Consider the following 23,791-nt stretch of genomic DNA (forward strand, 5'->3'; position numbering starts at 1 on the left):
AACCTGTCGCTACCTGCGTTAAAAATTTCTGATTTAGAACAACTAAATAACGAAATTTTTGCCTTGTTATCAACGAGGTTTTATTGCCTCAAAATAGACCACTTAATTAAGCTAATTGGTATTATTTGTATATACAAGTAAAAAGGTAGTTCTTTTAATTAAAAATAAACCCCGCATTGCTGCGGAGTTTTTTGTTTTTTAACAACCAGTTAAGTATTAAAAGTCAGTCGGTGCTGGTGGCACGGTGAGTGGCTTTTTCGGGTTGTCTTTTAGCTCTTTTAAAAGCTCTTCTACGGCACGTTCAATCGATGGATCTTTACCTTGGTAGATTAACTCTGGGCGATCAACCACCTTGATATCTGGGGTTACACCTTCGTTTTCGATGATCCAGTTGCCATCGTTATCTAAAATGCGGAATGTTGCCGCGATAACTTGGCCGCCATCGACAAGGCTTGGGTTACCTGAAATACCAATTAATCCACCCCAAGTACGGGTACCAATAAGCTTACCTAACCCTGCTTGGCGGAAGTAGTAAGGAATAGCGTCACCGCCTGAACTTGAGTAACCATTGATCAGCATGGCTTTTGGACCATCATGAGCAAATTGTGGTGTTTTCGTTGGCTCAACACCGCGACGCTTCCAATAGTTAAGCGGCTTACGAGCAAGCCAAGTGATCATGTGCTCAGGAATAAAGCCGCCGCCATTGTATCGGTCATCAATAATCATGGCGTCTTTGGTGGTTTGCGGCATGTAGTTTTTGAACATGGCGCGGTTACCCTCAAACGCTGTATTTGGTAAGTGAACATAACCAATACGGCCATTTGATAGCTTATCAACGTAGGCTGCACGAGAGTTAACCCAGTCTAAATAACGCAAACCTTGCTCGCTGGAGACAGGCTTAACGGTAACTTGCCATGCACCTTTGCTGCGCGGTTTACTGTTAAGGACTAGCTCAACTTGCTCACCTTGAGTGTTCTCTAGTAATTCGTAGAAGTTAGCGACGTCTTTTACTGAGCGGCCATTTACGGCAATGATGTAGTCGCCGTTATGTGCTTTTACCCCTGTTGTGCCAAGTGGTGAGCGGAAGTCTTCATGCCAGTTTTCACCTTGGAATATTTTCTCAATTTTTACGTATCCAGATGGATCGCTGGCAAGTTTTGCACCCAATAAGCCGTGCTTTTTACGCTCTGCTTTTGGCATATCACCCGACTGCACATAAATGTGGCCTGCGTTAATTTCACCTGCGATTTCACTGAGAATGTAATCTAGGTCACTACGGTGTGAGATAGCGTCAGCCATAGGTTGATACTTGGCTAAAATAGCGTCCCAATCTTGGCCGTGATGGTTTTCGTCGTAGAACCAATCACGTAATGTACGCCAGCCTTCAACATACATTTGCTGCCATTCAATTTGTGGCTCAATTTTTAAGGTCATGTTACTAAGATCAAGCTTATTCGCTGCTAGGTCTTGTTTTGCTTTAGGCTCAATTAAGCTGTAATCGTTACCCGCATGCACTAACAGGTGCTCACCGTTGCTCGAAATAGTATAACTACGAACCCCTTTAGCCACGGTTTCAAGCTCGCTGTCGTGAGCTGTGCCTATCAATTGTAGGCCACCATTAGCCAGTGTTAGCACGCCACCTTTTACTGCCGTTAAACCACGATAATCTCCAGCTGGCGCATTTAAAGCGGTTACACGCTGCATAAAGTCACTGCTTTGCAGGCTATTTTTCGCTTTCTTGTCGTCATCTTTTTGTTTATCGCTGACGATCGCTGTTTCATCACTTTGTAGTGCGATAAGTGGTTTGATGCTGTCATTTACGGCTGCGGCATAAATACGCGTTGCACGATTAAACATGTAGTCAAACTCGTAGCTGCTAAAGGCTAAGTTAAAGTCGCGCTCAGAACTAAAATACAGGTATTGACCATCAGGAGAGAAAGTTGGGTTTTGCTCATTGGTCATTTCATCCGTTAAGCGAGTCACTTTCTTTTTATCAACATTGTAGTGCCACAGTGAGGCATAGCGGTTTTCATTGTTTTTCACATACACAATGTCTTCGCTATTTGGCGACCAAGCATATTGGCGAATGCCTTCTTCATCGTAGATGCTGGTATCAATTTTGTGTTGTTTTCCTGACTTTGCATCTATCCACCAAAGTGTGTGGTTTTTATCTGCAAATAATAGTTTTGAGCTATCTGGTGACCAAATAGGTGTAAAACGCCAAATAGTGCCGTTGCTGGTTAGCTGCTTGGTGGCATTATTTTTACTGCGGTCTTTTAAGTAAATTTCGTATTCGCCACTTTCATCGCTCATATAAGCAATATAACGGCCATTTGGCGACCAACTTGCGTCAATTTCGCGGCCTTTTGCTGTGTAAGATAAGTTACGTGTTGGGCCTTGTTTAACCGGTACGCTAAATAGCTCACCGCGGGCAGTAAAGAGTGCACGCTTACCATCATGAGAAATCGACATTGAGTCGATAAAGTCACTCACATTTTTTGTGTACGGCATTGCGTATTGACGCACACCAGCAATGTTAATGCTCAGCTTGCTGCTTTTTTGAGTTTTTGGATCAAAGCGGTAAAGGTAACCACCGTTTTCATAAACAACGGCATTTGGGCCAGCTGATGGCCACAGTACATCAAAGTCTTTATGGTTGGTCAGCTTCTTAGGCTCAGCGCCTTTTTGGTATTGATACAAGTTAAGGGTGTAATCACGGTCAGATACAAAGTAAATGTTGTCGCCAACCCAAGTTGGTTGCTGATCGGTAGCGCGGTTAGTGGTTAGCTGCTCTGAGGTATTGTTTTTTAGATCGTAAACCCAGACATCTTGTGCGCGACCGCCACGGGTGCGCTTCCAAGTACGAAATTCACGGTCAATTGGCGTGTAAACATATTTACTACCATCTGGCGAAAGCATGCCGCCACCGGTTTCTGGAATAGCCAGAGGTTGCTCAAGGCCACCGTCAGCAGGCACCATGTATGGACGACCCATACGTTTACCCCACGGTGTGCGGTTAGCACGAAATACCACATTTTTGCCATCTGGTGTCCAATCGAGAACACGATAATCAAAACCGCCGCGTGGTGGCATTGGGCCAACATCGTTGTAGTAAGTCAGTTGCTTTAAGCCAGAACCATCGCTGTTAATTACATAAATTTGGCGGCTGCCATTGTACTCGGCTGCAAAGGCAATGCGTTTACCATCAGGTGAAAACTTAGGGAAGGTTTCAAAGCCAATATGGTCGGTTAAGCGTTTGCTCTCGCCTGTTTGCGTATTAGCAATGTAAATATCGCCACCATACACAAATGTAACGTTTTGGTTATGAATATCTGGAAAGCGCAGTAAGCGCGTGTCTTTTGTTTCGTAAGCTGATGCCCAAGGTGCCAGTGTCGCAGCCATGGCCAGTGCCAACGTTGTTAGTTTTTTCATGGGATTACATCCTATTTTGGGAACTGTTACATCATAACTATTCAGTTTTAAATAGCGATGCAGTTGCGATGAAAGTCTGTTACAAAATATGAATAAAAAAAGGTTGGCACTAAATGCCAACCTTTGCGAGCTATGTCATACCATAAAACATAACTTCTTAGTGGTCGTGATCGTCAGTTTCTTCTGCAATACCTAACCAAGTGATAGCGCTTGGTGCAAAAGTCAGTTCAAGATCACCTTCAATTTCAAGATCTTCGATATGTACTTTTAGTACGTGCTGAGCGATAGGGTCAGCAACGTAAGCAAACTCACTATTTTGTGACACAGTCATGCTGAAGTTCATGCCTTCTGGCATCGTTGTTACGTCTTCTTCAGTGATATCTACTTTACCGGCAAGTTCCCAGTGCATGTGGCCGTCGTGCTCATGGGCTTCAAGCACGTTTAAAAAGCCTAAGCTATCAAGTACTAAAAAGTGCTCACCGCTTGCTGAGAATGAGTAAGATACAGCACTTGCGCCTTCATCAAGTTGCCACTCAAGTACTTCCATTTCAGCTTCACTTGGGTTGATACTTACAAATACACCCGATGCAATTGCAATGAAGCTTTCGCTACCCTCATGGCCATATAATGTGCCGATACGTGTATCACCTAGCGCATCAATATTTGCGATTTTTTCTGCATGGTATTCATCATCATGCTGGTGAGCTATTAGTACACCGTCGCCACAACCAAATGCTACATAATCATGGTTTTGCGCTGCACCGTGTAAGTCAGGGCAGGTAACTTCAAATGTTTGTTCAAGCTCATATTCACCGTCATGAAGGTGAAAAACACCCACTTGATCTGGCAGGATTTTAGCGTTTGAAGTGCTTTCGCTATCAGCACGACGCAATGTTGCAACTAGGTGCTCGCCACGAGGCTCTGCAACACCATGCATATTGATGTCGTACTGAATACCTGCAAGCGTCTCTGTTTCGTTTGTAATATCGTTATCGGTTAACACTTCTACAGAGGCAACTGTACCTGCGTCGGCATTACCATCGTAAAACACGGCCATTTGGCCATCATGTTTAACGATGTGAGTAGGGCGGCTGCCAGTTGTTAGCTCGTAGTCACTAAATGCAGGGCCTTGTTTATAGTCATGTAAATGTTCGCCATGATCTTCACGCCATAAACCGCCATCAATAAAACCTAAGTAATCTTGGTTACGGTTAGCAATAACCGCATAACGGTAGCTTGGTGAAACATTTAGTGAGCTTGATTCATGAGTAAGCGAAAACGTTTCTAGTAACGAGTCGTCATCTAAATCAAAAATATTCGCTTCGTTGCTATCTGCTGCTAAAACCGCTAAACGACCCATTGAGTCAATGGTATAGCCATCGTCATGATCGTGATCATGGTCATCACCACCGTCGTCTGGAACCTCGATAGGGTCTTTCTCAACAATATTTGTTTCTGCATCACCACATGCGGTGATCAGAGTGCTACTAATTGCCAGTGCTAATAGTTTTAATCTAAATAAGTGTGTCATGTAGGTTTCCTTTATTTGTAATTTTGTTTTAGAAGTAGCCGCGAACACCAAGCGCAAAACTGCGCCCAGGACGTGGTGCAATATCTTTTAAGAATGAGCTATGAACGCGGGCTTCTGTGTCCGTTAAGTTAGTGCCTTTTAGGTAAAGTGAGACGTCTTGGTTCAATACAGATAAGTCATAAGAAATACTGGCATCAACAAGGGTGTAGCCGTCTGTTGTGGTTTCTTCTTGTGCTATGCGGTCTTGCTCTTGGTAGCGCGTAACGTGAATATTTGCCGTTAGGTTTTCGGTTTGATAGCTAAACTCAGTACCAAAACGCAGTGGTGGAGTACGCGGTAAATCTCCGCCGTCTTTTAGGCGAGCGCGTACATAATCAGAGAATAAGTCGACTTTAAATTCGTCGGTTAACTGCCACGCAACTTGCGCTTCAAAACCATGTAAAACCACGTCATCTGTTTTAAATAAATAAACAGGTAGCTCAGATGAATGATCGTGCTCATCTTCGTGAGCATGTTCATCGCCATGGTCGTGATCATGGCCACTTTCTGCGTATAGACCTGTGTTGATCTGGTAATAATAGTTATCTACTTGGTTGTAAAACGCATTGAAGATAAAGCCAATATCACCTTCGGTTTTACGGAATGTCAGGTCGATATTATTTGCCGTTTCTAAATCGATAGCGTCTTCTGAAAGCTCAAAATGACCATCATGAGTGTCGAATAGCGCACCAACTTCATAAGTTGCAGTACCAATGTGTGGGCCAAAAGATAACAGCTCAGAAGCAGATGGAGCACGCTCAGAACGCGATACCGATATACCTAGGTTATAACCCGGTGTAAAATCCCATACCACCCCTGTTGATAAGCTTACCGGTGTAAACTCTTGGGCAACATCAAATACACGTGTGTAGTTTGATTCTTCGTGGTCATGATCATGGTCGTGGTCATCACCGTCTTCATCATGTGCATGGGCGTCGATCTCAGGTAACAGCACATTATTAGCATCAATAGTAACTCGCTCAACACGGCCACCTAATTGCACTAAAAAATCGCCAAAATGCTTTTCTTCCATAATTGCAAAAGCAATACTTTCAGTAACCGACGGAGGAGTGAAGGCTTCAGAGCCTTGTGCTTCTACATCACTTTTTTTGTAATGAAAGCTAACGCCACCATTCCACTCATCAAATTGGCTATGCAGAATGTCAACGCGCAGCTCATTGGTTTCATTTTTGAAAGTTGTGCCTACTGCGCCGTGTTCGATTTCAGCGTGTTCGTAGTCAGTGTGGCCCGCACGTAAGTTAATTTTGCTTAGCCATTCACTGTCGATATTGTATTCACCAAGCAGCTGAACTTTGGTTTGTTCAAGATCAGCAAAAACGGCTTCTTCTTCGCTGTGCTCCTCTTCATGGTCATGTCCTTCATGCTCTTCTTCTTCACCATGAGTATGGCCAGGAATACCGTATTGGCGGTTAAATTGCTCAACCGCAACACCAAGGTAACCTTGCTTAAATAAATAGCTAGTGCCTAAAGTAAAGCCATCTGAGTCTTCATTACTGTTTTCTACTACGTACTTTGAGCTGCGCTCTGTGTCGTCAATATCGGCGGCAACAGGTACTTCGTAATCGTCTGATTCACGCCAGAATGCATCAGCATAAAAGGCAAATGACTCTGTCCCTGTGGTGGCATTAAACGAAGCAACTTTTTGCTCATCTACAGAGTTATGTTCTAGGTTCCACTCACCGCGTGTTGTGCTATCTGTTGGTACGCGACTATCAACTACGTTGACGACACCACCAATTGCACCGCTGCCATAAAATAGAGTTGCTGGGCCACGTAATACTTCAATTTGCTGTGCCGTTGATGCTTCAGATGCCACTGAGTGATCAGGGCCAACACGTGACACATCACTTACATCTAAGCCATTTTGCGTAATTAAAACACGTGGGCCGCTCAAACCACGGATCACAGGCGTACTGGCAACCTTGGCATGAAAGTTTGTGTTAACGCCCGGCAGCTTTTCGAGGCTATCGCCAAGCGTTGATGCTTGTTGGCGTCTTAATTGTTCGCCAGATAACACACTAACAGGTGAGGCAGATTCCATTGCCGACATATGAATCGGCGTTGCTTCAACATCAATCACTTCAATCGGTGAGCGCTTTAGATTAAAGGTTGCGCTGTGGTCTTGGTCATTGGCAAGTGTGATATCTCGATGTAAGTGAGCATAACCTGGCGCTGAAATATGTAGCTCTTTTAAGCCGTTATTTAAGCCGCTGATTTCAAACTCACCTTTGTCGTTAGTTGTTACTTTTTGATCAGAGCCTTCAAGGTCAACTGTGGCATTTGCAACCGCTTTACCTTGGTTATTTAACACAACGCCTTTGATTGATTGCGCCAAGACACTGGCTGGTAATAACGTCGCTATGACGACAGCTATTTTTGATATGTTATTCATTAGTTACCACTCTTTTAGTACGTTATAATGTATCAATTGTGCTTTAATTGTTATAATGTATCAAGTGTGAATCGATGAATGAGTTTTATTCTTTTTTGTAACAGCATATTTATAGTGAGGTAAATGGAGTGGTTCGGGTTATGAAAGCAGCAAAGTTGGCAGTGATATGCTTTATGGTTGGATGTATTTTTTCAGCTCAAGGGCATCAACACCATCATCATTCACATGGTGAGGGAGTGCTTTTTGTGGTTCATGATCAAGACAAGTGGCAGGTTAAGTTCATTTTACCGGCTGGAGATATTTTTGGCTTTGAACATCAACCCGAAACAGCTGAACAAAAGCAGGTCATTAAACAAACGTTAGCCCAATTAGCAAATTCACAGCAGCTAGTGACATTTAACGCCGAATGTAAGCTTATTCATGCTAAATTTGAAAACCCATTTGAGCATCACACTCATCATGCACATCAAGATTTAGAAGTTGAATACTCATTTAGCTGTGATAAGCCCGTTTCTAAAGTCACTGTTACTTTATTTGCATGGGCTGAAGCGATATCTGTTATCGAAGCGCAGTGGATCACAGAGCAAGCGCAAGGGATAGCAGAGCTGACAGCAACAAAACCTTATATTGAGTGGCCGCTATGAATAAACAGCGATTAACCAGCACACTTAATAAAGCAAAGCAGGTATGCCTTGAGAATGGCAGAAAGTTCACCATTCAGCGCAAGCAAATACTGCAAATATTACTAACCACAGACGTGCCGTTATCGGCCTATGAATTGGCTAGTTGTTACAAGCTGCGCACAAGCTCTAGTGTATCTGTTATGTCTGTTTATCGAATCTTGAGCTTTTTGGAGTCGGTAAACCTTGTTCGCAGGCTTAATAGTGCTAACAAATATATCGCTTACGGTACCGACAGTGAGGTTTTTAAGCGTGAGATTTCTTTATTTTTGATTTGCCGTCATTGCCAAAAAGTTGAGACTTTAGCGGTTTCACAAAGTGATGTTGCAAAGCTTTTCCCTCACTTTGCTGATGTGGGCTTTACCTCACAAACAAAGCAATTTGAAATGATGGGAGTATGCAGTGAGTGCCAAGCTAAACTTGCTTGATGCACTTTTTATAATTCATGTGTTCTATTTTTTTAGGAATTTTTCAGTGAAATTACAATTAATGATGGATAAGTTTGCCATAGGGTTATCAGCTATGTGTGCGATTCACTGCTTAGCTGTGCCAGTATTATTAGTTTTATTACCAAGTGCCGCTGCACTGGGTTTAGGTAACGAGCAATTTCATTTTTGGATGTTAGCGGCGGTGATCCCAAGTAGTTTGCTTGCTCTATTTTTAGGATGCAAAAAGCACAAGCGTTACCGATTACTTATATTAGGCGTTGTGGGTCTGGCATTATTATTGTCGGCTGTATTGTTAGGTGAAAATGTTATCGGTGAAGCAGGCGAGAAAGTGTTAACTTTATTAGGGTCGTTATTTGTGATTGCAGGGCATTGGCTTAACTTTCGTTTATGTAATACAAAAGTAGATGAACACTGCCCTTGTCCTAGCGAACAGTGATAGGTTGCAGAATAAAATTGAGTAATGAGTGTTTAACTGATGACTTTAATTGGAGAGCTTTTTAATCGGCAGATACTTGAATTAGTGCTGATGATAACGATTGCAGCGGTGATCACCGCCTTTATTCCCGCAATAGAAGCTTATAAGCAGGCCCTACATACAAGCTTGTCGGCCAATAAGTGATTGACCAACACGCTTGTTCAGTAAAACTGATTTACTTGTAGAATACTTCTACAGTCCCTTTTACTTTTAATAGTAAAGGTTGGCCACGGCGATCAAGCGCTTTTGGTGAAGCGATTTTGATCCAGCCTTCGCTGATATTGTATTCTTCAACGTCAAAACGCTCTTTGCCGTTAAGTTTTACACCAATTTCATGCTCGAAAACTTCTTCCACATAAAATTTACTACGTGGGTTGATAGAAAGTTGGTTTGGTAATTCTGGTTTTTGTGTATCAGTCATAGTCGCGATCTGCATTGAATAAATTGTGCGCCATTGTAGGCAATAGCTGGCATTGGCTCAAGTATCTACATGGCAATTTTATTGTTTACTCGCAGGCTTGTTCTGAATGCTCTTCACGCATGGCTATGGCTTCACTCTTTTGTCGAAGTCGTATGTTGAGCAGTAGTCAAAATGACGGGTTAAAAATTAGCAATAAAATGCATTGTTATACTATAACCCATTTTTTATTTGTGTTATTTTATAACAAATCATTTTGCTTAATTTCTACAATCAGACCTTATGAAGTACTCAACACTAAGTTTAGCCTTAGCTGCGGCGTTTGCAGCGAATACACATGCAGCTGATAACAGCGATATCGAAACAATCACCATTGAACACAAACAGGCGTTTCGTGGTGATATTCCAACAAAAGATTTACCGCAGTCGATCACCACATTAAGTAAAGACATGATGACTGATAACGGTATTACTAAGTTTCGTGATGCACTGGATTTTTCTGCCAGCATTACTCGCAAGAATAATGGTGGCGCGCTGTGGGATAGCTATTCAATCCGTGGTTTATCAGGTAACGAAAATATGCCGTCTGGGTATTTAGTTAACGGTTTTAGTGGTGGTCGCGGCTTTGCAGGTCCGCGTGATGTATCAAATATTGAATACATTGAAGTATTAAAAGGACCTGGCTCAGCACTCTATGGCCGCTCAGAGCCGGGCGGTACCGTAAACATTATTACTAAAAAGCCACAGTTTTATCAGCAAGGGCAACTTCAAGCTGAGTTCGGTAGCGATGATCACAAGCGTATTCAAGGTGATTTCACTAACGGTCTAAGCGATGATTTAGCGTTTCGTATTAATGGTGCATGGCAAGATAGCGACAGCTTCAGAGACTATGTACACCACGACAAATTCGTGATTACGCCTTCGTTTTATTATCAAATCAACGATAACTCATCGCTGACTTATGAGTTTGAGTATGTTGACCAACAGCAAATGTATGACCGCGGTATTGTGGTGTTAAATGGTGATTTTGATACCGTGCCTGAGTCACGTTTTTTAGGTAACCCAAATGATGCACCAACTAAGGTGCACTCGCGCGGCCATCAATTAAATTACAGCAACGATCTAAACCAAGATTGGAGCGTGTTATTAGGTGCGAGTTATCGTACTGCAACGTTAACGGGTTATTCGTCAGATGCTGAGCTGTCACCATCGCGCCAGTCATTATTTGATGATGGCAGAACCTTAACTCGCCAACACAGATACCGTGACTATGAATCTGATGATTTATCGTTGCGCTTTGAATTAAGCGGTCACTTTGATGTTGCCGGTATTACTAACCATGTACTGATTGGTGTTGATGGTTACGACTATGAGCTGCGCACTGGGCTTTATCGCTACCGTGGTGGTAATGGCACTTACACTATTGATATTTATGAGCCAGAGTACAGCACTACTGAAGGCCCTGAAGTGGGCATGCAGTACGAAAATAACGAACAGCAAAATGCGTACGGTATTTACCTGCAAGACCAACTAGATCTAACCGATAACTTAAAAGTGATGTTAGGTCTGCGTTTTGATGAAATTGAACAAGATATTTTTGAGACTAAGTCTGGTGTGGCATCAAACAGCAAAGAAAACCGCATTAGTCCACGTTTTGGTGTGGTTTACGCACTTAATGACGACATTAACCTTTACTCAAGCTATTCAGAAGGCTTTTTACCACTGAGTGGCACTGATGCCGAAGGTAATCCATTCGGTTTTGAAGAAAGTGACTCGTTTGAAGTGGGTGTTAAATTTAGCTACGCCAATATCAGCGGTACGCTTGCTTATTTTGATGCAAGCAAGAGCAACATGCTGGTGGCAGATCCAGTAAATGTGGGTTATTCAACACCTGTAGGTAAAGCAAATAGCACAGGCTTTGAGTTAGATTTAACAGGTTCATTGGGTGACAATACCGAGTACACCCTATCTTATGCCTATGTGGATGCCGAGACTGCAACAGACAGCCTAAATGTTGATTGGTTAGTGCCAATTCCTAAGGGCAGTCCACTTGTGAACGTACCAAAGAATAACCTTTCGATTGGCTTAAACCATGATCTGAGTATATTCGCACAAGAAATAAAGATTGGTGGTCATTATCAATATGTGTCTGACCGTTTGGGCGACCCAGCTGATCTCACCTTCCGATTACCGAGTTACCAAACGGTTGGTTTATTTGCTAAATGGCGAGCGACAGAACGTACGACAGTATCACTGAATGTCGATAACGTGTTTGATGAGCAGTATATTGCCAGTTCTTACAATGCATTGTGGGCCTACCCGGGTGCGCCGACGCAATTTAAACTTGGCGTAAGCTATGACTTCTGAGCAAGTTAAAAGCCGTATTCATAGTATCGACATCATGCGTGGTGTCGTTATTCTGCTGATGTTACTTGATCATGTGCGAGAGCGGTTTTTCTTGCACATGCAGGTGGCCGATCCCATGGTGGTTGATACCACTTCGCCGGGGCTTTTTTGGAGCCGCTTTGCTGCACACTTTTGTGCGCCAACCTTTATCTTCTTAACTGGTTTGTCGGCGTGGCTTTATAGTCACCCAGCAAGTGGCGTGGCGCGTTCAGCACGCAGCTTTTTAATCAAGCGAGGGCTTTTTTTAATCGCCCTTGAAGTGACCCTAATTTGTTTTTCGTGGATGGGTTACTACCACACTATTTGGCTGCAAGTGATGTGGGCGATAGGCCTGTGTATGCTGGTGTTAGCAGTATTGATTAAGCTGCCACGCAATCTATTGCTGGTACTTGGTTTGGTTATTGTATTTGGTCACAACTTACTGACGCCAATCAGCTTTACGCCCGATGAGTTTGGTTATTCGCTGTGGACGATTTTGCATGACCGAGGCTATCTATCACAAGGTGGTTTAATTGACGTCAAAATTAGCTACCCAGTGCTGCCTTGGATTGGTGTTATCTTATTGGGTTACTGTGCAGGTCCTTTATATGCGCATACTCAATCGGCGGATTCACGTAAACGAGCATTGCTGATGTTAGCGCTGTTATGTGTGGGGTTATTTGCGCTGCTGCGTGGGTTTAATATCTATGGTGAAACTTTGCCATGGCAAACGTTTAGCACCACAACCGAAACCGTGATGTCGGTGTTTAATGTGACTAAGTACCCACCGTCACTGAGCTTTTTGTTGATCACGTTAGCAGGCATGTTTGTAGGCTTGTGGTTATTTGAAAGACCACTCAACCGCTTTACTAATGCGCTACGTGTATATGGCTCTGTGCCTATGTTCTTTTATATTTTCCACCTCTATGTACTGCTATTTATGTATCAAATAGGCATGCTGATCTGGGGGGCAAATCAAGGGCAATATTTAGGAGTCAGTGATATATCTGGTATTTGGTTTATTACTTTATTGTTGGCAATAGGGCTTTATTGGCCAACCAAGAAGTTTAGTGAATACAAGCGTAAGGCTAACAAGCCTTGGTTAAAGTATTTATAACGAAAAATGCCGATATGTTAAACATATCGGCATTACTTAACTATCCTAATTAACTCGTCCTTAGTTAATCTGAGATCTTTTACGACGAAGTGCCATCAGTGGTGCAACTGCTAGTAGTAACCAGCCGAATGAACCGCTTGATGATTTCTTGTCTTTTTCAATTTCTGTCTCTGGGATTACTGCCTCAGGGAAAGTACAGCTACCATTGTCAGTATTGGCGTTTTCATCATAGTTAGTTGCTGAGCTATCAGTACAGCCAAGCTCTTCACCATCAGACATCACTGATAATACAAATGAGCTCATTGCTGCATCAGTTGGGCTAACGTTGTCGCTAACCTTTACTGTTACATCAATATCACCATGGAAGTGCGCCGCAGGTGTAATAGTCACAGTGCTACCTGAAGTGTGACCAGATACTTCATAAGTGAAGTTTTCACCTAACACCTCGATTTGGTTGCTCACTTGGTTTTCGTCAGCATAAAGCACGTCAAAACTAATCGTTTCGTTCTCTGCGACCGACATATTAGTTAAGCCTGCCATTTCTAGGTTACCGATAACTTCAAGCTCAAGGGTGATGGTTTCATCATCTGCACCTTCTAAGCCGTTCACTAAGGTTAGTTGGTGAGTTTGGTTTGCTGCTTGTTCACCAATATAAGCCTGGAATTTTACGTCAAACTTAGAGATTTCAGGGCCTGTGTAGTCAAGACACACAACTAGGTCGTCGTGTAAGACTTCATCCATATTATTAAAGCCTAGCTTGTTACCGATATTTAAATCGATGGGTATGTCACCACTTATGAAGGCTCTGCCATCAGCGGCTTTTAGGCCAATAGAGCCCTGAGCATCGGCTAGATTAATATTGTCATACGCAAATAGTAGCTCATACTCACCTGGTTCATAATCAATCCCCATTCGCATAAACATCTCTACATCAATAAGTTGACCTTCGGTGTTGCTGCGTTGAATGTTATCCCATTCAAGTACTAACCACTCACGTGAAACTGTGTAAGTAGGGGTAATACCTGCATTGGCATCATAGTTACCATAACCACCGTCCACACGCTCTGGGATCATGTTGTCACCAACCCAGAAAGGAGCGATAAGGTATGGCGGCGGAGGCGGCTGAGTGTAACCTTCTGGTAGGTCAACATGAAATGGTGATGTGCGACCTTGCGAACCAAATGTTACTAAGCCTGCGGGGTTGAGCTTTATAGCATCAAAGTGATACTTATTAAAAAATGGAAATGACACATCTAGATCTGTGTTCATTAGTTCTTTAAACGAGTACTCAAACTCATTGTAATATTGACCTTCAACTCCCTCAAGTGTTCGCCAGCCAAGTTCTCTTAGCTCTAAATAGTGAGGATCAGGCGAATGAGCCGCGGTTAATGAGCACATTTCATCGGTGATATTGGTAGTAATATTATAATTTCGGCCTACATCTTTAGTGGTTTCTTGTATGCCTACTAACGAAAGCATATTGTTATCTAACACTGGTTCAACAGGCGTTGAGTGTGTTGCAACAAGGCTATCAGGTATAATATTGATCCCATTAGGGAATTCTGTATTGAGCGCAAATTGACGTGCTTCATCCTCATTATTGGCAATGACACTAATTTCAAAGTCGACTAAATCACCGACAAATGTTTTTTCTTTGCTCGCCTTAAAAGTAACGTCCTTATCAACTTGCTCGATGATCACTGGTACAAAACCAAGATTGCCAATATCTTCTGGATTACTACCGATATCAAAGCCACCGAAGTAGATATCTCCTACTTCCATATCAGGTAAATTGTATGCAAGGTCAAGCTCAAAGTTATCGTAACCTGCTACGCTACTTGGTCCTGTAACAGTAAGTGAGCCATTGTCAGAGGTTGTAATTGCGGTTGCAAATGAAACTTCTATTCCTTCATCTACTTCATCGTAATCGTAGTTTTGCAAGTTCATATACAGAGTAAAATATTCACCTGCTTCAGGGTCTACAATGTTACAGAAGTTAGTTAGGGTGTAGCTAGTTGACATACATAGCGTTTCTTCAAAAGACGCAATGCCATCACCATTACTATCTTTACCCATAAATACCAATACGCGAGATTGTTCATTCATAACACTGGCGCTCAGCATTTTTGCGTCTTCTGGTACATTGGTCCACTGAATGTGGTTGTTGTTTACAGCTTCACCGTCGACATCAACGCTATCGAATGGGTCGCCTGGTGTGGTGTCGTTGAATAGGTGTACGGTTTCAACTTGGCCTTTTACTAAGCCGTACGATTGTGTGGTTAGGTTGCTGATTTCACCCGTATTGAAAGGTCCTACTTTCATTGTCGCAGAGCGTCGGTGTGCGTCAATTTGAATAAATTCAGGTAAACCGGTGTCACCGGCAAATGTCCACACTGGCATCTCTAGAATCGGTGACTCAGGGTTATTAGAAGTCATGATGACTTGACCTTGATTGCCCGTGTAATCAATTAACTCTTGCGGCGTTGCTTGTTGGCTTGCTTCCACAGTAACAATGATACTTTGTGTTTCGCCAGCCCTGATATCAAAGCTGCTTGGCTCCACCGTTATTTTGCTGTTACCAATCCAATTTTCGGTATGTAGAGTCCAGCTTGCGTCTTCAGTTGCTGTAAAGGTTCTGATAAATGTACATTTAAAGCCGCAGTCATTATCAACCATGTAAGCCGTGTTTAATGCTTTTTCGCGGCCACCAAGACTTGGGTTTGCAGCAGCCATGTTAGCAATACTTTCATCAAGCAATAAGCCTGTTTTATCTGCTCGCTCAACTTGCATTTTACCCGCACCCATTTCAGCAAGTGCCGCATCAAAGCCATCGTCTGCATAGTTGTTTAAGTATTGAGCAACTCCTAGCTGATTATTTGCAGTTAACATCAATGCAGATTGAATTTGCATTGGCGACCAGTCAGGATGAGATTGTTTTAACAATGCTGCCGCGCCTGCAACGTGTGGGCTCGCCATTGATGTACCAGACATAGATTGCCAATCTGAAGTTGCAGGATTATTTGTAAACGGTTGATCGTCTGATGATGGTGCGTAAATATCGACCCCAGGGGCTGCTACATCAACGAGTAAAGTATCAAAGCCAAAGTATGATGGACCACGACCAGAGAAATAAGCAATGCGGTCTTTATCCACAGCGTCTACGGTGCCCTCGGTTGCTTCAATGGTGCCTACGTGGCTGTCGCCTACGCTCAACCATTCTAGTAAGCTTGTACCATCAACATTTTTTATATGTATTGTAGGGATTGGGTAGGAAATAGAAGGAATAGTATAGCGATCATAAAAGGCACTTTGGTTATACACGATGAGGCCTTCAGCACCGCCCGCTTGTACATTTAATGATTTAGAATATAACGGATAAGAGCTGCGCTTACATACCACAATGACATCTTGTGCGCTTTCGTCAATAGCGGTTGCAGGATCATCAACTAAATCAAATGTACCTTCAGGGAATGGTTTGTCACAGTTAGCAAGTGCATAGCTAGAACTTTCATTCGGATTTTCAAAATCAGTCGCAGCAACAATTAAACCTGTTAACTCGTTAAAGTTGACACCAGCACCTTCAAAAGGACCAGGCGCTGAATTATCACCACCAGTTAAGTTTTTAAGTTGTTTATTGCCAAAGTTAACTTTGCTTGCAGGACTATATGCTGCAACAGTGGTAACCCAAGGAGAAGAGTGATCGGCTGTTGAATACTCAGGGCCGCTGTTACCTGCCGCTACAGCGACAAATACACCACTTTCGGCTGCATTCATGAACGCTTGCTCAATTGGATCGCTCCATGGATCTTCTTCAAGACCGCCTAATGAAGCATTAAGTACATCAACATTATCAATAGCAGCTTGTTCAACGGCAGCTAAAATAGCGCTTGTTGGACAGCCTGCGTATGGGTCGCCAGAATTACCCGGCCAACATACTTGATATGAAATGATATTGGCATGGGGTGCCATACCTGATACTTGCGGGAAAGTTACATTGGTTTCTAAACCTGGTGATTGGCTTTCATACTCAGTCAGTTTGTAAGGAATATCGTATAGGATATTACCCGCTGCTGTACCAGCAACGTGTGAGCCATGGCTATGATAGTCTTCACCATTTTCTGGGCGAGTCTCTTCAAATACCGAATCCACATAAGCTGCGGTGATCTCGGGATAAGAATAAACACCAATTAGCTTGTCGTTACACAGATCAGCAAATTCAGCGGTTGCACAGTCACCTAGGTACTTGTCTCCTAGAGGGTTGGTGTGAGTGTAGCCATCGCCGCCTACTGCTGCGAATGATGGGTGATCGGTATTGATACCCGTATCGATGATACCGACAACCGTGCCTTCACCTTTGTTGCTGCTCGGGTTGCTAGCACTTGTGCTCCACAGTGCAGAAGCACCGGTTTGCTCAATGGTATTAAACGTATTTAGGCTGTAGATTTTTGAGCGAGTGATCTTCTTAACACCAGCCACTTTAGCAAGGCGCTTCGCTTCATCTTGTGTCATTTGGGTGGTGAAACCGTTTAATGTCACATTAAATGTGCGCTCAACATTTAGCTGTAAGCCTTGCTGACTCATCGCAGTACTCAGTACTGATTGGCGCTTACTTGCTAGGTGGTTAGCGTAAGTTGCGATAGCAGGCTGCGCCATATTAAGCGTTGAGCGCGTTGCTGCTTGTTGCGTCTGCATTACCACATCTTTAGTGCTCGCAAGCCCTTTAACACCACCTTGGTAAGTTGAAATTGGTGCATCGTCCAGTTGCACGATATAAGTTTGAATACCACTAATATCTTTCTCTGGTGTGAAAACGCGGCTTTGCTTTTTAACTGTGTTATTAACCTTGTCTTCCCACACAAATTCATTGGTAACGGTTTGCTTTGGCGCATAGCCTGCTGGCTGTTCTGGCCATGCTTGGTCATTTAGCGCAGCAGCAGACGTACCTACACCTAAGTAAAGTGCAGATGCGACCATCACTGATACTTTTTTCATATTGAACATGTGATCTAACTTCCCATGGATTTTATTTTTTTGGGGCAATTCCTAGCGGAATAGCAAGTTGGCTTGTAGTTATATGAATTGAAATACAAACTAAATGTTATGGTATAACAAATCTTTTTTAGCCAACAAACGAGCGGTTTTGGCGAAAAGCTATAAACATTGGGTTTTTCGCTTAAAAACCTTGCTGAATGGTTAAATATGTATGTGTTTTCATCAATAAAACGTGAATAAATGGTTCACTTTGATACAGATTGATACATTTCTATAAAGGAGAGATGGGCCTAAATAGGATACTCGCTCTTGCTCCGCTTAAGGTTTGTGCGTTATCTAAGCTAAATTTTGCGTTATTCCACAGGCATAGCTGCTTAACGATTGATAAGCCTAGGCCAACACCTTGGTAGCCTGTTTGGTGCACCGAAGCGGTTTTTGAAAATGGCTGCATGAGGCTGGCGCGCATGTGTTCTGGGATCCCTGGACCATCATCTTCAATCACTAACAAAGTGCCGTTTTCGCATTGTGAAAGCCTGATATGAATTTGCGTTTTAGCAAAGCGAACCGCGTTGCCGAGTAAGTTTTGCAATAAGCGTTGAAAGCTTTGTTTATCAACGCAAATGGCTGTTAATTCGCAGTCAAGGCGAATAGCCAAAGGGCTATAGCTTTGAAACTTAGTAATGCAGGGCTGTAATAGTTCGTCTGGGCAGTAGTCTTTCACTAGCAAGGCGGGTTCACATTGTTCAAGCTCGGCATAGGTTAAAAACTCTTCGACTAATAGCTCAAGTTCAATAATGTCTTGCAACACACTGTGCCGATAAGCATTGTTATCAACGACTGCTTCGAGGGCGAATTTAGCTCGCGATATAGGCGTTAAAAAGTCATGGGAAACAGCATTGATTAATTCACGCTGGCTTTGATTACGGTTATGAAGCGCTAATGCCATGTTATCGAAAGTATCGCCAATGCTCTTTAGCAGGCTAAAACGTGTGAAGTGCACTTGTGCTGTAAAGTCGGCGTTAGATATTTTACTACTGGCTTTGCGTAGCTTATTTAAGTCAAACAGCAGTGGACCTGTAAAAATCACCACAGCTAAGGCAAGGCTAGAGTAAAACAGTAGGCTCACTAAAGACTGATAACCCTGATCAGCAGGCTGGCTGTAGGGGCCAATGCTTAATAAGGTGTGCCTGTCATCAGCTAACTTATGAAAGTAAAGGTTGCTATTGGCATCGTTAACACTAATTACCTGACCTGCTAAAAGTGATGCCTGTAGTTGTTCACCAAGGTAAAAGTTTGCAAGAGGTGTGTGTTTAATAGCAGGATTATTGGGCGTAAGGCTTAAGATGCTTTCTGCTAATTGCTGTTCTGTACTGTAGCTCGGTGGGCTTGGAAAATAGGTTTCTAGTAACCAAGCGGCACTCCCTAGACAAACTGCTAGCGTTAAATACAAATAGCAAAATAGGCGTAGCAAACTGCATTACCCCCATGCTTGTGGAGAAAAAATATATCCTTTACCCCAAACAGTTACAATTTTTTGTGCTGGCACCGCTTCGTCACCGAGCTTTTTGCGTAAGCGGCTAATGCGGCCATCGATAGTGCGGCTTTGACCATCGTATTTACGGCCAATGGTGCCATCAAATAATTGGTCTCGACTGACCAACTGACCAGCTGATTGAGCTAGTTGGATCAGTATTTCGAACTCTGCACTGGTTAGTTCAAGTGGTTGGCTATACAAGTAAGCCTCGCGCTGAATGGTATTAATGCTTAAAGAACCAAAGCGAATGTTATGGGCGTTGTGAGTGGTACTTGTTGGCTTTACAGCTAGGCTGCGGCGAATGGTATTGTTAATTCGCGCTAATAAAATTGACGGGGAAACGGGTTTGGTTAGGTAATCATCGGCGCCTAGTTCAAGGCCAGTGATATGATCGACTTGGCTCTGCCTTGCAGTCATAAAAATAATTGGCGTATCTTGGACTTGTTTTAGTTCTTTAAATACCTCAAAACCATCTTCTGAACCTAATCCAATATCTAGCAAAATTAAATCGTATTTCTTACTGCTTGCTTGGTAACAAGCATGGCAACCACTGTCAAAATGTTCAATGATATAACCATGATTACTTAAATAATTAGAAACTAGCTGGGCAAGTTTTAAATCATCTTCAATGTATAAAATAGTATGCTGGCTCATCAAAAAATACTCCATGCGATATCACGACGACGTTTTTTTACGTGCTGGTGGAATAAACTAATTTCAGTGCTTTCTAAGGGTTCGAGCTGTTCGCTGAGTAGCTCTAACACAATGTTGCGATTGTTTTGCACTGTGATTGCAAAGTTCTGTCCTTGGCTTGGTTTATGGCAGAATAGTCTAATTTGTTGATCAGTAACGCGAATGCACACTGTTTTGCTGACTTCGGTGTACCAATTAATCGAGACATCCATCACACAGTCTTGCTCTGCCGTCACACAGTTTTCTGGTGATACTTCAATGTAGCCTGCTTTTGCGAATGTGCTGTCGATATATACGAGGCTACAGATGAGTAAAAATGAGAGAAGCTTGCTAAGTAACATCATTAGAAATTCCATGCAAAGCCAGCATAAAAAGACAGTAAGTTGCTGTCATTGATAAGGGGGCTATCGGCGATACCTGATGATAAGCGTTGGTATTTTATATCGCTTATAAATTGCCATTGTTGATTAAATTGATATTGGTAACTGGCTTTAAGGCTATATTTTTGACTAGAGCGACCTAAATAAGGGCTAAATCCAGCGCCCATTTCTTGCAACGCACTACCATAGTAGTAATCCACTAAACCAGCACTTAAATGCTGTAACTCTACGCCGAGCAAAACCAGATGTTGATCAAATAAAAACAAGCGCTGTGCAGACAATGCGCCTTGTAACCCTTTGTGATAGTTGGTGAGTTCCATTGACCAATACGCGCTAAAACGCCAGTTTTGCCAGTCAACGATTGCTTCAATACCGCTCATGGCCGACAGTTTACGTTTTGATATTTTAGTAATATCACCGCGGCGTTTTATCACCACTGGTGTTTCGACACCTGAACCGGGTGGTGGTGGCGTCATTGAGGGGCGACCGCTAGCTGTTCTAACCGCGGCTAATATAGCTGAATGCTTAGTAAAATATAGGCCATCCTCATTAAGTTGGGTGAATAACGACACTTGATAGTTATTGCCCCACACGGGGGTCCAAGCAAACTGAGTATTTGCAAATGAAAAGTCACCGGCGAATACCTCAATACGCGGTAGGGCATAAAGAGGAATGTCGTCTTTTTTATAAACCGGGTTGGCGAGCTGACCATAGCCTAAGCTTACACCAAGGCTTACTCCTTCATCTGCTAAATACGCAGAATCAGTGCTACTTGCCGTTGGTGAAAGGAAAAATGCACTAATTAGAAATAAAACTCGTAGCCCAAGCGAGCAACTACCTAGAACAGTCACAAATAAACAACCTAAATGAAAAGTCTCGTTAACATTAAGTCGTTATTAATGGCTTGAACAATGAAATAATGTACCAAATTGTAGCAAGGTCTGGCTCTTGTAATCTAAATTAGTTAAGGGAATTACTTGATAAATAAGCATATTTCACTACTTTTGCTTGGTTATTTTGAGCGGTGTTTTCATTTCTTTAGTTAGAAAAAGTTATTAACAATAAAATGGTGTTAAAACCTGCGCTTAGCGGTACAAAATGGGCCTAAATACACGTCATTACTGGCATAGCGCTTTATTAAGTTGCTATTTGGGTGAGTTTTTGCGATATTATTTATATTATAATATTAACAGGAAGCTAATAAGATGACTCTGCCTAGTTCTCAATCTGCAAATGCTATTCGCATACTTGCTGTCGATGCCGTTCAACAAGCTAACTCAGGCCACCCTGGTGCGCCGATGGGTATGGCTGATATTGCAGCTGTATTGTGGCAAAACTTTCACCGTCATAACCCATTAAACCCAGACTGGTCTAACCGTGACCGCTTTGTGTTATCGAATGGCCATGGTTCAATGCTGCAATATGCATTGTTACACCTTAGCGGTTACGACGTAAGTATTGAAGATATTAAGCAATTCCGTCAGCTTCACTCTAAAACACCGGGTCACCCAGAATATGGTTACACACCGGGTGTTGAAACAACGACAGGCCCATTAGGTTCTGGTATTGCTAACGCAGTTGGTATGGCAATCGCTGAAAAAACCTTAGCAGCGCAATTCAATAAGCCACAATTTGATATTGTTGATCACTTTACTTACTGCTTTATGGGTGATGGCTGTTTAATGGAAGGTATCTCGCACGAAGCATGTTCGCTGGCAGGTACATTAGGCCTAGGCAAGCTAATCGCATTTTGGGATGACAATGGCATCTCTATCGATGGTGAAGTAGAAGGGTGGTTTACCGACGATACACCTGCACGTTTTGAATCTTACGGTTGGCAAGTTATCCGTGATGTTGATGGTCACGATATGAATGCAATTGCGGGTGCAATCGAAGCGGCACAAAGCAATACTACGCAACCAACACTAATCTGTTGTAAAACAGTGATTGGTTTTGGCTCGCCAAACAAATCAGGCAGCCACGACTGTCACGGTGCACCACTGGGTCACGACGAAATCGCTGCAGTACGTGAGCAGCTAAATTGGCCACACCCAGCATTTGAAGTTCCTCAAGAGGTTTATAACGAGTGGAATAATCAAGCGAAAGGCCAAGAGCTTGAAGGTGCATGGCAGCAAAAGTTTGCAGCTTATAGCAAAGCACACCCTGAACTAGCAAAAGAATACACACGTCGTGTTCTTGAAAAAGCATTACCAGCTAACTTCGCTGAATTAGCTGATGAGTACATTGCTAAATGCCAAGCCGACATGCAAAACATTGCGACACGTAAAGCATCACAAAATGCGATCACTTTCTTTGCTAACCAGCTTCCAGAATTAATGGGTGGCTCTGCTGACCTTGCCGGTTCTAACTTGACCTTATGGCCAGAAGCAAAAGGTTTACAAGATGCAGCTGATGGTAACTACGTATTCTATGGCGTACGTGAGTTTGGTATGAGCGCAATCATGAATGGTATTGCATTACATGGTGGTTTCATTCCATTTGGCGCAACCTTCTTAATGTTTATGGAATACGCACGTAATGCTGTACGTATGGCAGCATTGATGAAAGCACAGAGCATTTTTGTGTATACCCATGACTCAATCGGTCAAGGTGAAGATGGTCCAACTCACCAGCCAATCGAGCAAATCGCTAACCTTCGCATGACACCAAATATGACTGCATGGCGTCCGTGTGATGAAACTGAAGCTGCGGTAGCTTGGCGCCAAGCGTTATTAAAAGAAACAGGCCCAAGTTCACTGATCTTCAGCCGTCAGGGTACAAAAGCGATGGCACGTGATGCACAGCAAGTTGCTGACATTGCTAAAGGGGGTTATGTACTTGTTGATAGCGAACAAGCTGCAGAGCTTATCCTTATTGCAACGGGTTCTGAGGTAGAACTAGCTGTGAATGCTGCTGCTGAATTAACAGCACAAGGCAAGCAAGTTCGCGTGGTATCTATGCCATCAACGAATCAGTTTGACAGCCAAGACAAAGCATACCGTCAAAGCGTGCTACCAGCGGGTACACCAAAGATTGCTGTTGAAGCTGCACACCGTGACTTCTGGTTCAAGTATGTTGGCCAAGATGGTGATGTACTAGGTATGGACACATTTGGTGAGTCAGCGCCTGGCGCAGTACTGCTTGAGCACTTTGGTTTCACAGTGGCAAACCTAGTTGCAAAAGCAAACGCATTACTTGCTGAATAATGTGACTGGCTAAAAATTATCGTAATCGCAACACGATAAGCCTGCCT

General features: G+C 43.0%; 16 protein-coding genes. 7 read left to right on the top strand and 9 right to left on the bottom strand.

Annotated elements, in window-relative coordinates:
* Positions 1-216: 216 nt before the first annotated feature.
* The 3 genes from BIZ38_RS13560 to BIZ38_RS13570 form a co-directional block, all read right to left on the bottom strand.
* Entirely contained in the window at positions 217-3,432 is a 3,216-nt protein-coding gene (locus BIZ38_RS13560; RefSeq protein ID WP_187490501.1) for a S41 family peptidase, read from the bottom strand.
* 157 nt (positions 3,433-3,589) lie between these two features.
* Entirely contained in the window at positions 3,590-4,963 is a 1,374-nt protein-coding gene (locus tag BIZ38_RS13565) for a 5-methyltetrahydrofolate--homocysteine methyltransferase (RefSeq protein ID WP_187490502.1), read from the bottom strand.
* Between the two features lie 28 nt (positions 4,964-4,991).
* On the bottom strand, positions 4,992-7,415 hold the full coding sequence (locus tag BIZ38_RS13570; RefSeq protein WP_187490503.1) for a TonB-dependent receptor: 2,424 nt from the start codon (positions 7,413-7,415) through the stop codon (positions 4,992-4,994).
* A gap of 140 nt (positions 7,416-7,555) precedes the next feature.
* On the opposite strand from BIZ38_RS13570, the gene BIZ38_RS13575 reads away from it, so the two are divergent.
* From BIZ38_RS13575 to BIZ38_RS13590, 4 genes are read left to right on the top strand one after another with little or no spacing between them, the layout of a single operon-like run.
* The gene (locus tag BIZ38_RS13575) at positions 7,556-8,059 is read left to right on the top strand and encodes a ZrgA family zinc uptake protein (RefSeq protein ID WP_187490504.1); all 504 of its coding nucleotides are present in this window, start codon (positions 7,556-7,558) and stop codon (positions 8,057-8,059) included.
* Entirely contained in the window at positions 8,056-8,523 is a 468-nt protein-coding gene (locus BIZ38_RS13580) for a Fur family transcriptional regulator (RefSeq protein WP_187490505.1), read from the top strand. Before BIZ38_RS13575 ends, BIZ38_RS13580 begins: the two co-directional genes overlap by 4 nt.
* Positions 8,524-8,569: 46 nt before the next feature.
* On the top strand, positions 8,570-8,980 hold the full coding sequence (locus BIZ38_RS13585; protein ID WP_316247581.1) for a MerC domain-containing protein: 411 nt from the start codon (positions 8,570-8,572) through the stop codon (positions 8,978-8,980).
* A gap of 39 nt (positions 8,981-9,019) precedes the next feature.
* Positions 9,020-9,163: a hypothetical protein gene (locus tag BIZ38_RS13590; RefSeq protein ID WP_187490506.1), complete on the top strand. Its 144-nt coding sequence runs from the start codon at positions 9,020-9,022 to the stop codon at positions 9,161-9,163.
* Between the two features lie 31 nt (positions 9,164-9,194).
* Here BIZ38_RS13590 and BIZ38_RS13595 read toward each other — a convergent pair whose 3' ends face one another.
* A complete protein-coding gene (locus BIZ38_RS13595) occupies positions 9,195-9,440 on the bottom strand; it encodes a DUF3297 family protein (RefSeq protein WP_171040424.1) in 246 nt (81 codons plus the stop codon).
* A 279-nt stretch (positions 9,441-9,719) separates the two neighbouring features.
* Here BIZ38_RS13595 and BIZ38_RS13600 point away from each other — a divergent pair, with 279 nt between their 5' ends.
* Both BIZ38_RS13600 and BIZ38_RS13605 read left to right on the top strand, forming a co-directional pair.
* Positions 9,720-11,804, top strand: a complete 2,085-nt coding sequence (locus BIZ38_RS13600) for a TonB-dependent siderophore receptor (RefSeq protein WP_187490507.1) — start codon at positions 9,720-9,722, stop codon at positions 11,802-11,804.
* Positions 11,794-12,939 (top strand): DUF1624 domain-containing protein, encoded by a 1,146-nt coding sequence (locus BIZ38_RS13605; protein ID WP_187490508.1) that lies wholly within the window; start codon positions 11,794-11,796, stop codon positions 12,937-12,939. The genes BIZ38_RS13600 and BIZ38_RS13605 overlap by 11 nt, the downstream gene beginning before the upstream one ends.
* A gap of 60 nt (positions 12,940-12,999) precedes the next feature.
* Here BIZ38_RS13605 and BIZ38_RS21970 read toward each other — a convergent pair whose 3' ends face one another.
* The 5 genes from BIZ38_RS21970 to BIZ38_RS13630 all read right to left on the bottom strand — a co-directional run bounded on the left by BIZ38_RS21970 (position 13,000) and on the right by BIZ38_RS13630 (position 21,389).
* The gene (locus BIZ38_RS21970) at positions 13,000-17,931 is read right to left on the bottom strand and encodes a S8 family serine peptidase (protein WP_316247582.1); all 4,932 of its coding nucleotides are present in this window, start codon (positions 17,929-17,931) and stop codon (positions 13,000-13,002) included.
* A gap of 271 nt (positions 17,932-18,202) precedes the next feature.
* The gene (locus BIZ38_RS13615; protein WP_187490510.1) at positions 18,203-19,402 is read right to left on the bottom strand and encodes an ATP-binding protein; all 1,200 of its coding nucleotides are present in this window, start codon (positions 19,400-19,402) and stop codon (positions 18,203-18,205) included.
* A gap of 6 nt (positions 19,403-19,408) precedes the next feature.
* Positions 19,409-20,119, bottom strand: coding sequence for a response regulator transcription factor (locus tag BIZ38_RS13620; protein ID WP_166341275.1), 711 nt, complete (start codon positions 20,117-20,119; stop codon positions 19,409-19,411).
* Positions 20,119-20,502 (bottom strand): DUF3019 domain-containing protein, encoded by a 384-nt coding sequence (locus BIZ38_RS13625; protein ID WP_171043862.1) that lies wholly within the window; start codon positions 20,500-20,502, stop codon positions 20,119-20,121. Before BIZ38_RS13625 ends, BIZ38_RS13620 begins: the two co-directional genes overlap by 1 nt.
* A complete protein-coding gene (locus tag BIZ38_RS13630) occupies positions 20,502-21,389 on the bottom strand; it encodes a MipA/OmpV family protein (protein WP_187490511.1) in 888 nt (295 codons plus the stop codon). The genes BIZ38_RS13625 and BIZ38_RS13630 overlap by 1 nt, the downstream gene beginning before the upstream one ends.
* Positions 21,390-21,743: 354 nt before the next feature.
* On the opposite strand from BIZ38_RS13630, the gene tkt reads away from it, so the two are divergent.
* Positions 21,744-23,744: a transketolase gene (gene tkt, locus BIZ38_RS13635; protein ID WP_187490512.1), complete on the top strand. Its 2,001-nt coding sequence runs from the start codon at positions 21,744-21,746 to the stop codon at positions 23,742-23,744.
* Positions 23,745-23,791: the final 47 nt, after the last annotated feature.

Source organism: Pseudoalteromonas sp. BZK2 (assembly GCF_014349195.1).
Classification (GTDB): domain Bacteria; phylum Pseudomonadota; class Gammaproteobacteria; order Enterobacterales; family Alteromonadaceae; genus Pseudoalteromonas; species Pseudoalteromonas simplex.

Excerpts from the sequence above, each read along its gene's own strand:
- BIZ38_RS13560 (WP_187490501.1), bottom strand. The coding sequence starts at position 3,432 with ATGAAAAAACTAACAACGTTGGCACTGGCCATGGCTGCGACACTGGCA.
- BIZ38_RS13565 (WP_187490502.1), bottom strand. The coding sequence starts at position 4,963 with ATGACACACTTATTTAGATTAAAACTATTAGCACTGGCAATTAGTAGC.
- BIZ38_RS13570 (WP_187490503.1), bottom strand. The coding sequence starts at position 7,415 with ATGAATAACATATCAAAAATAGCTGTCGTCATAGCGACGTTATTACCA.
- BIZ38_RS13575 (WP_187490504.1), top strand. The coding sequence starts at position 7,556 with ATGAAAGCAGCAAAGTTGGCAGTGATATGCTTTATGGTTGGATGTATT.
- BIZ38_RS13580 (WP_187490505.1), top strand. The coding sequence starts at position 8,056 with ATGAATAAACAGCGATTAACCAGCACACTTAATAAAGCAAAGCAGGTA.
- BIZ38_RS13590 (WP_187490506.1), top strand. The coding sequence starts at position 9,020 with ATGACTTTAATTGGAGAGCTTTTTAATCGGCAGATACTTGAATTAGTG.
- BIZ38_RS13595 (WP_171040424.1), bottom strand. The coding sequence starts at position 9,440 with ATGACTGATACACAAAAACCAGAATTACCAAACCAACTTTCTATCAAC.
- BIZ38_RS13600 (WP_187490507.1), top strand. The coding sequence starts at position 9,720 with ATGAAGTACTCAACACTAAGTTTAGCCTTAGCTGCGGCGTTTGCAGCG.
- BIZ38_RS13605 (WP_187490508.1), top strand. The coding sequence starts at position 11,794 with ATGACTTCTGAGCAAGTTAAAAGCCGTATTCATAGTATCGACATCATG.
- BIZ38_RS21970 (WP_316247582.1), bottom strand. The coding sequence starts at position 17,931 with ATGAAAAAAGTATCAGTGATGGTCGCATCTGCACTTTACTTAGGTGTA.
- BIZ38_RS13620 (WP_166341275.1), bottom strand. The coding sequence starts at position 20,119 with ATGAGCCAGCATACTATTTTATACATTGAAGATGATTTAAAACTTGCC.
- BIZ38_RS13625 (WP_171043862.1), bottom strand. The coding sequence starts at position 20,502 with ATGATGTTACTTAGCAAGCTTCTCTCATTTTTACTCATCTGTAGCCTC.
- tkt (WP_187490512.1), top strand. The coding sequence starts at position 21,744 with ATGACTCTGCCTAGTTCTCAATCTGCAAATGCTATTCGCATACTTGCT.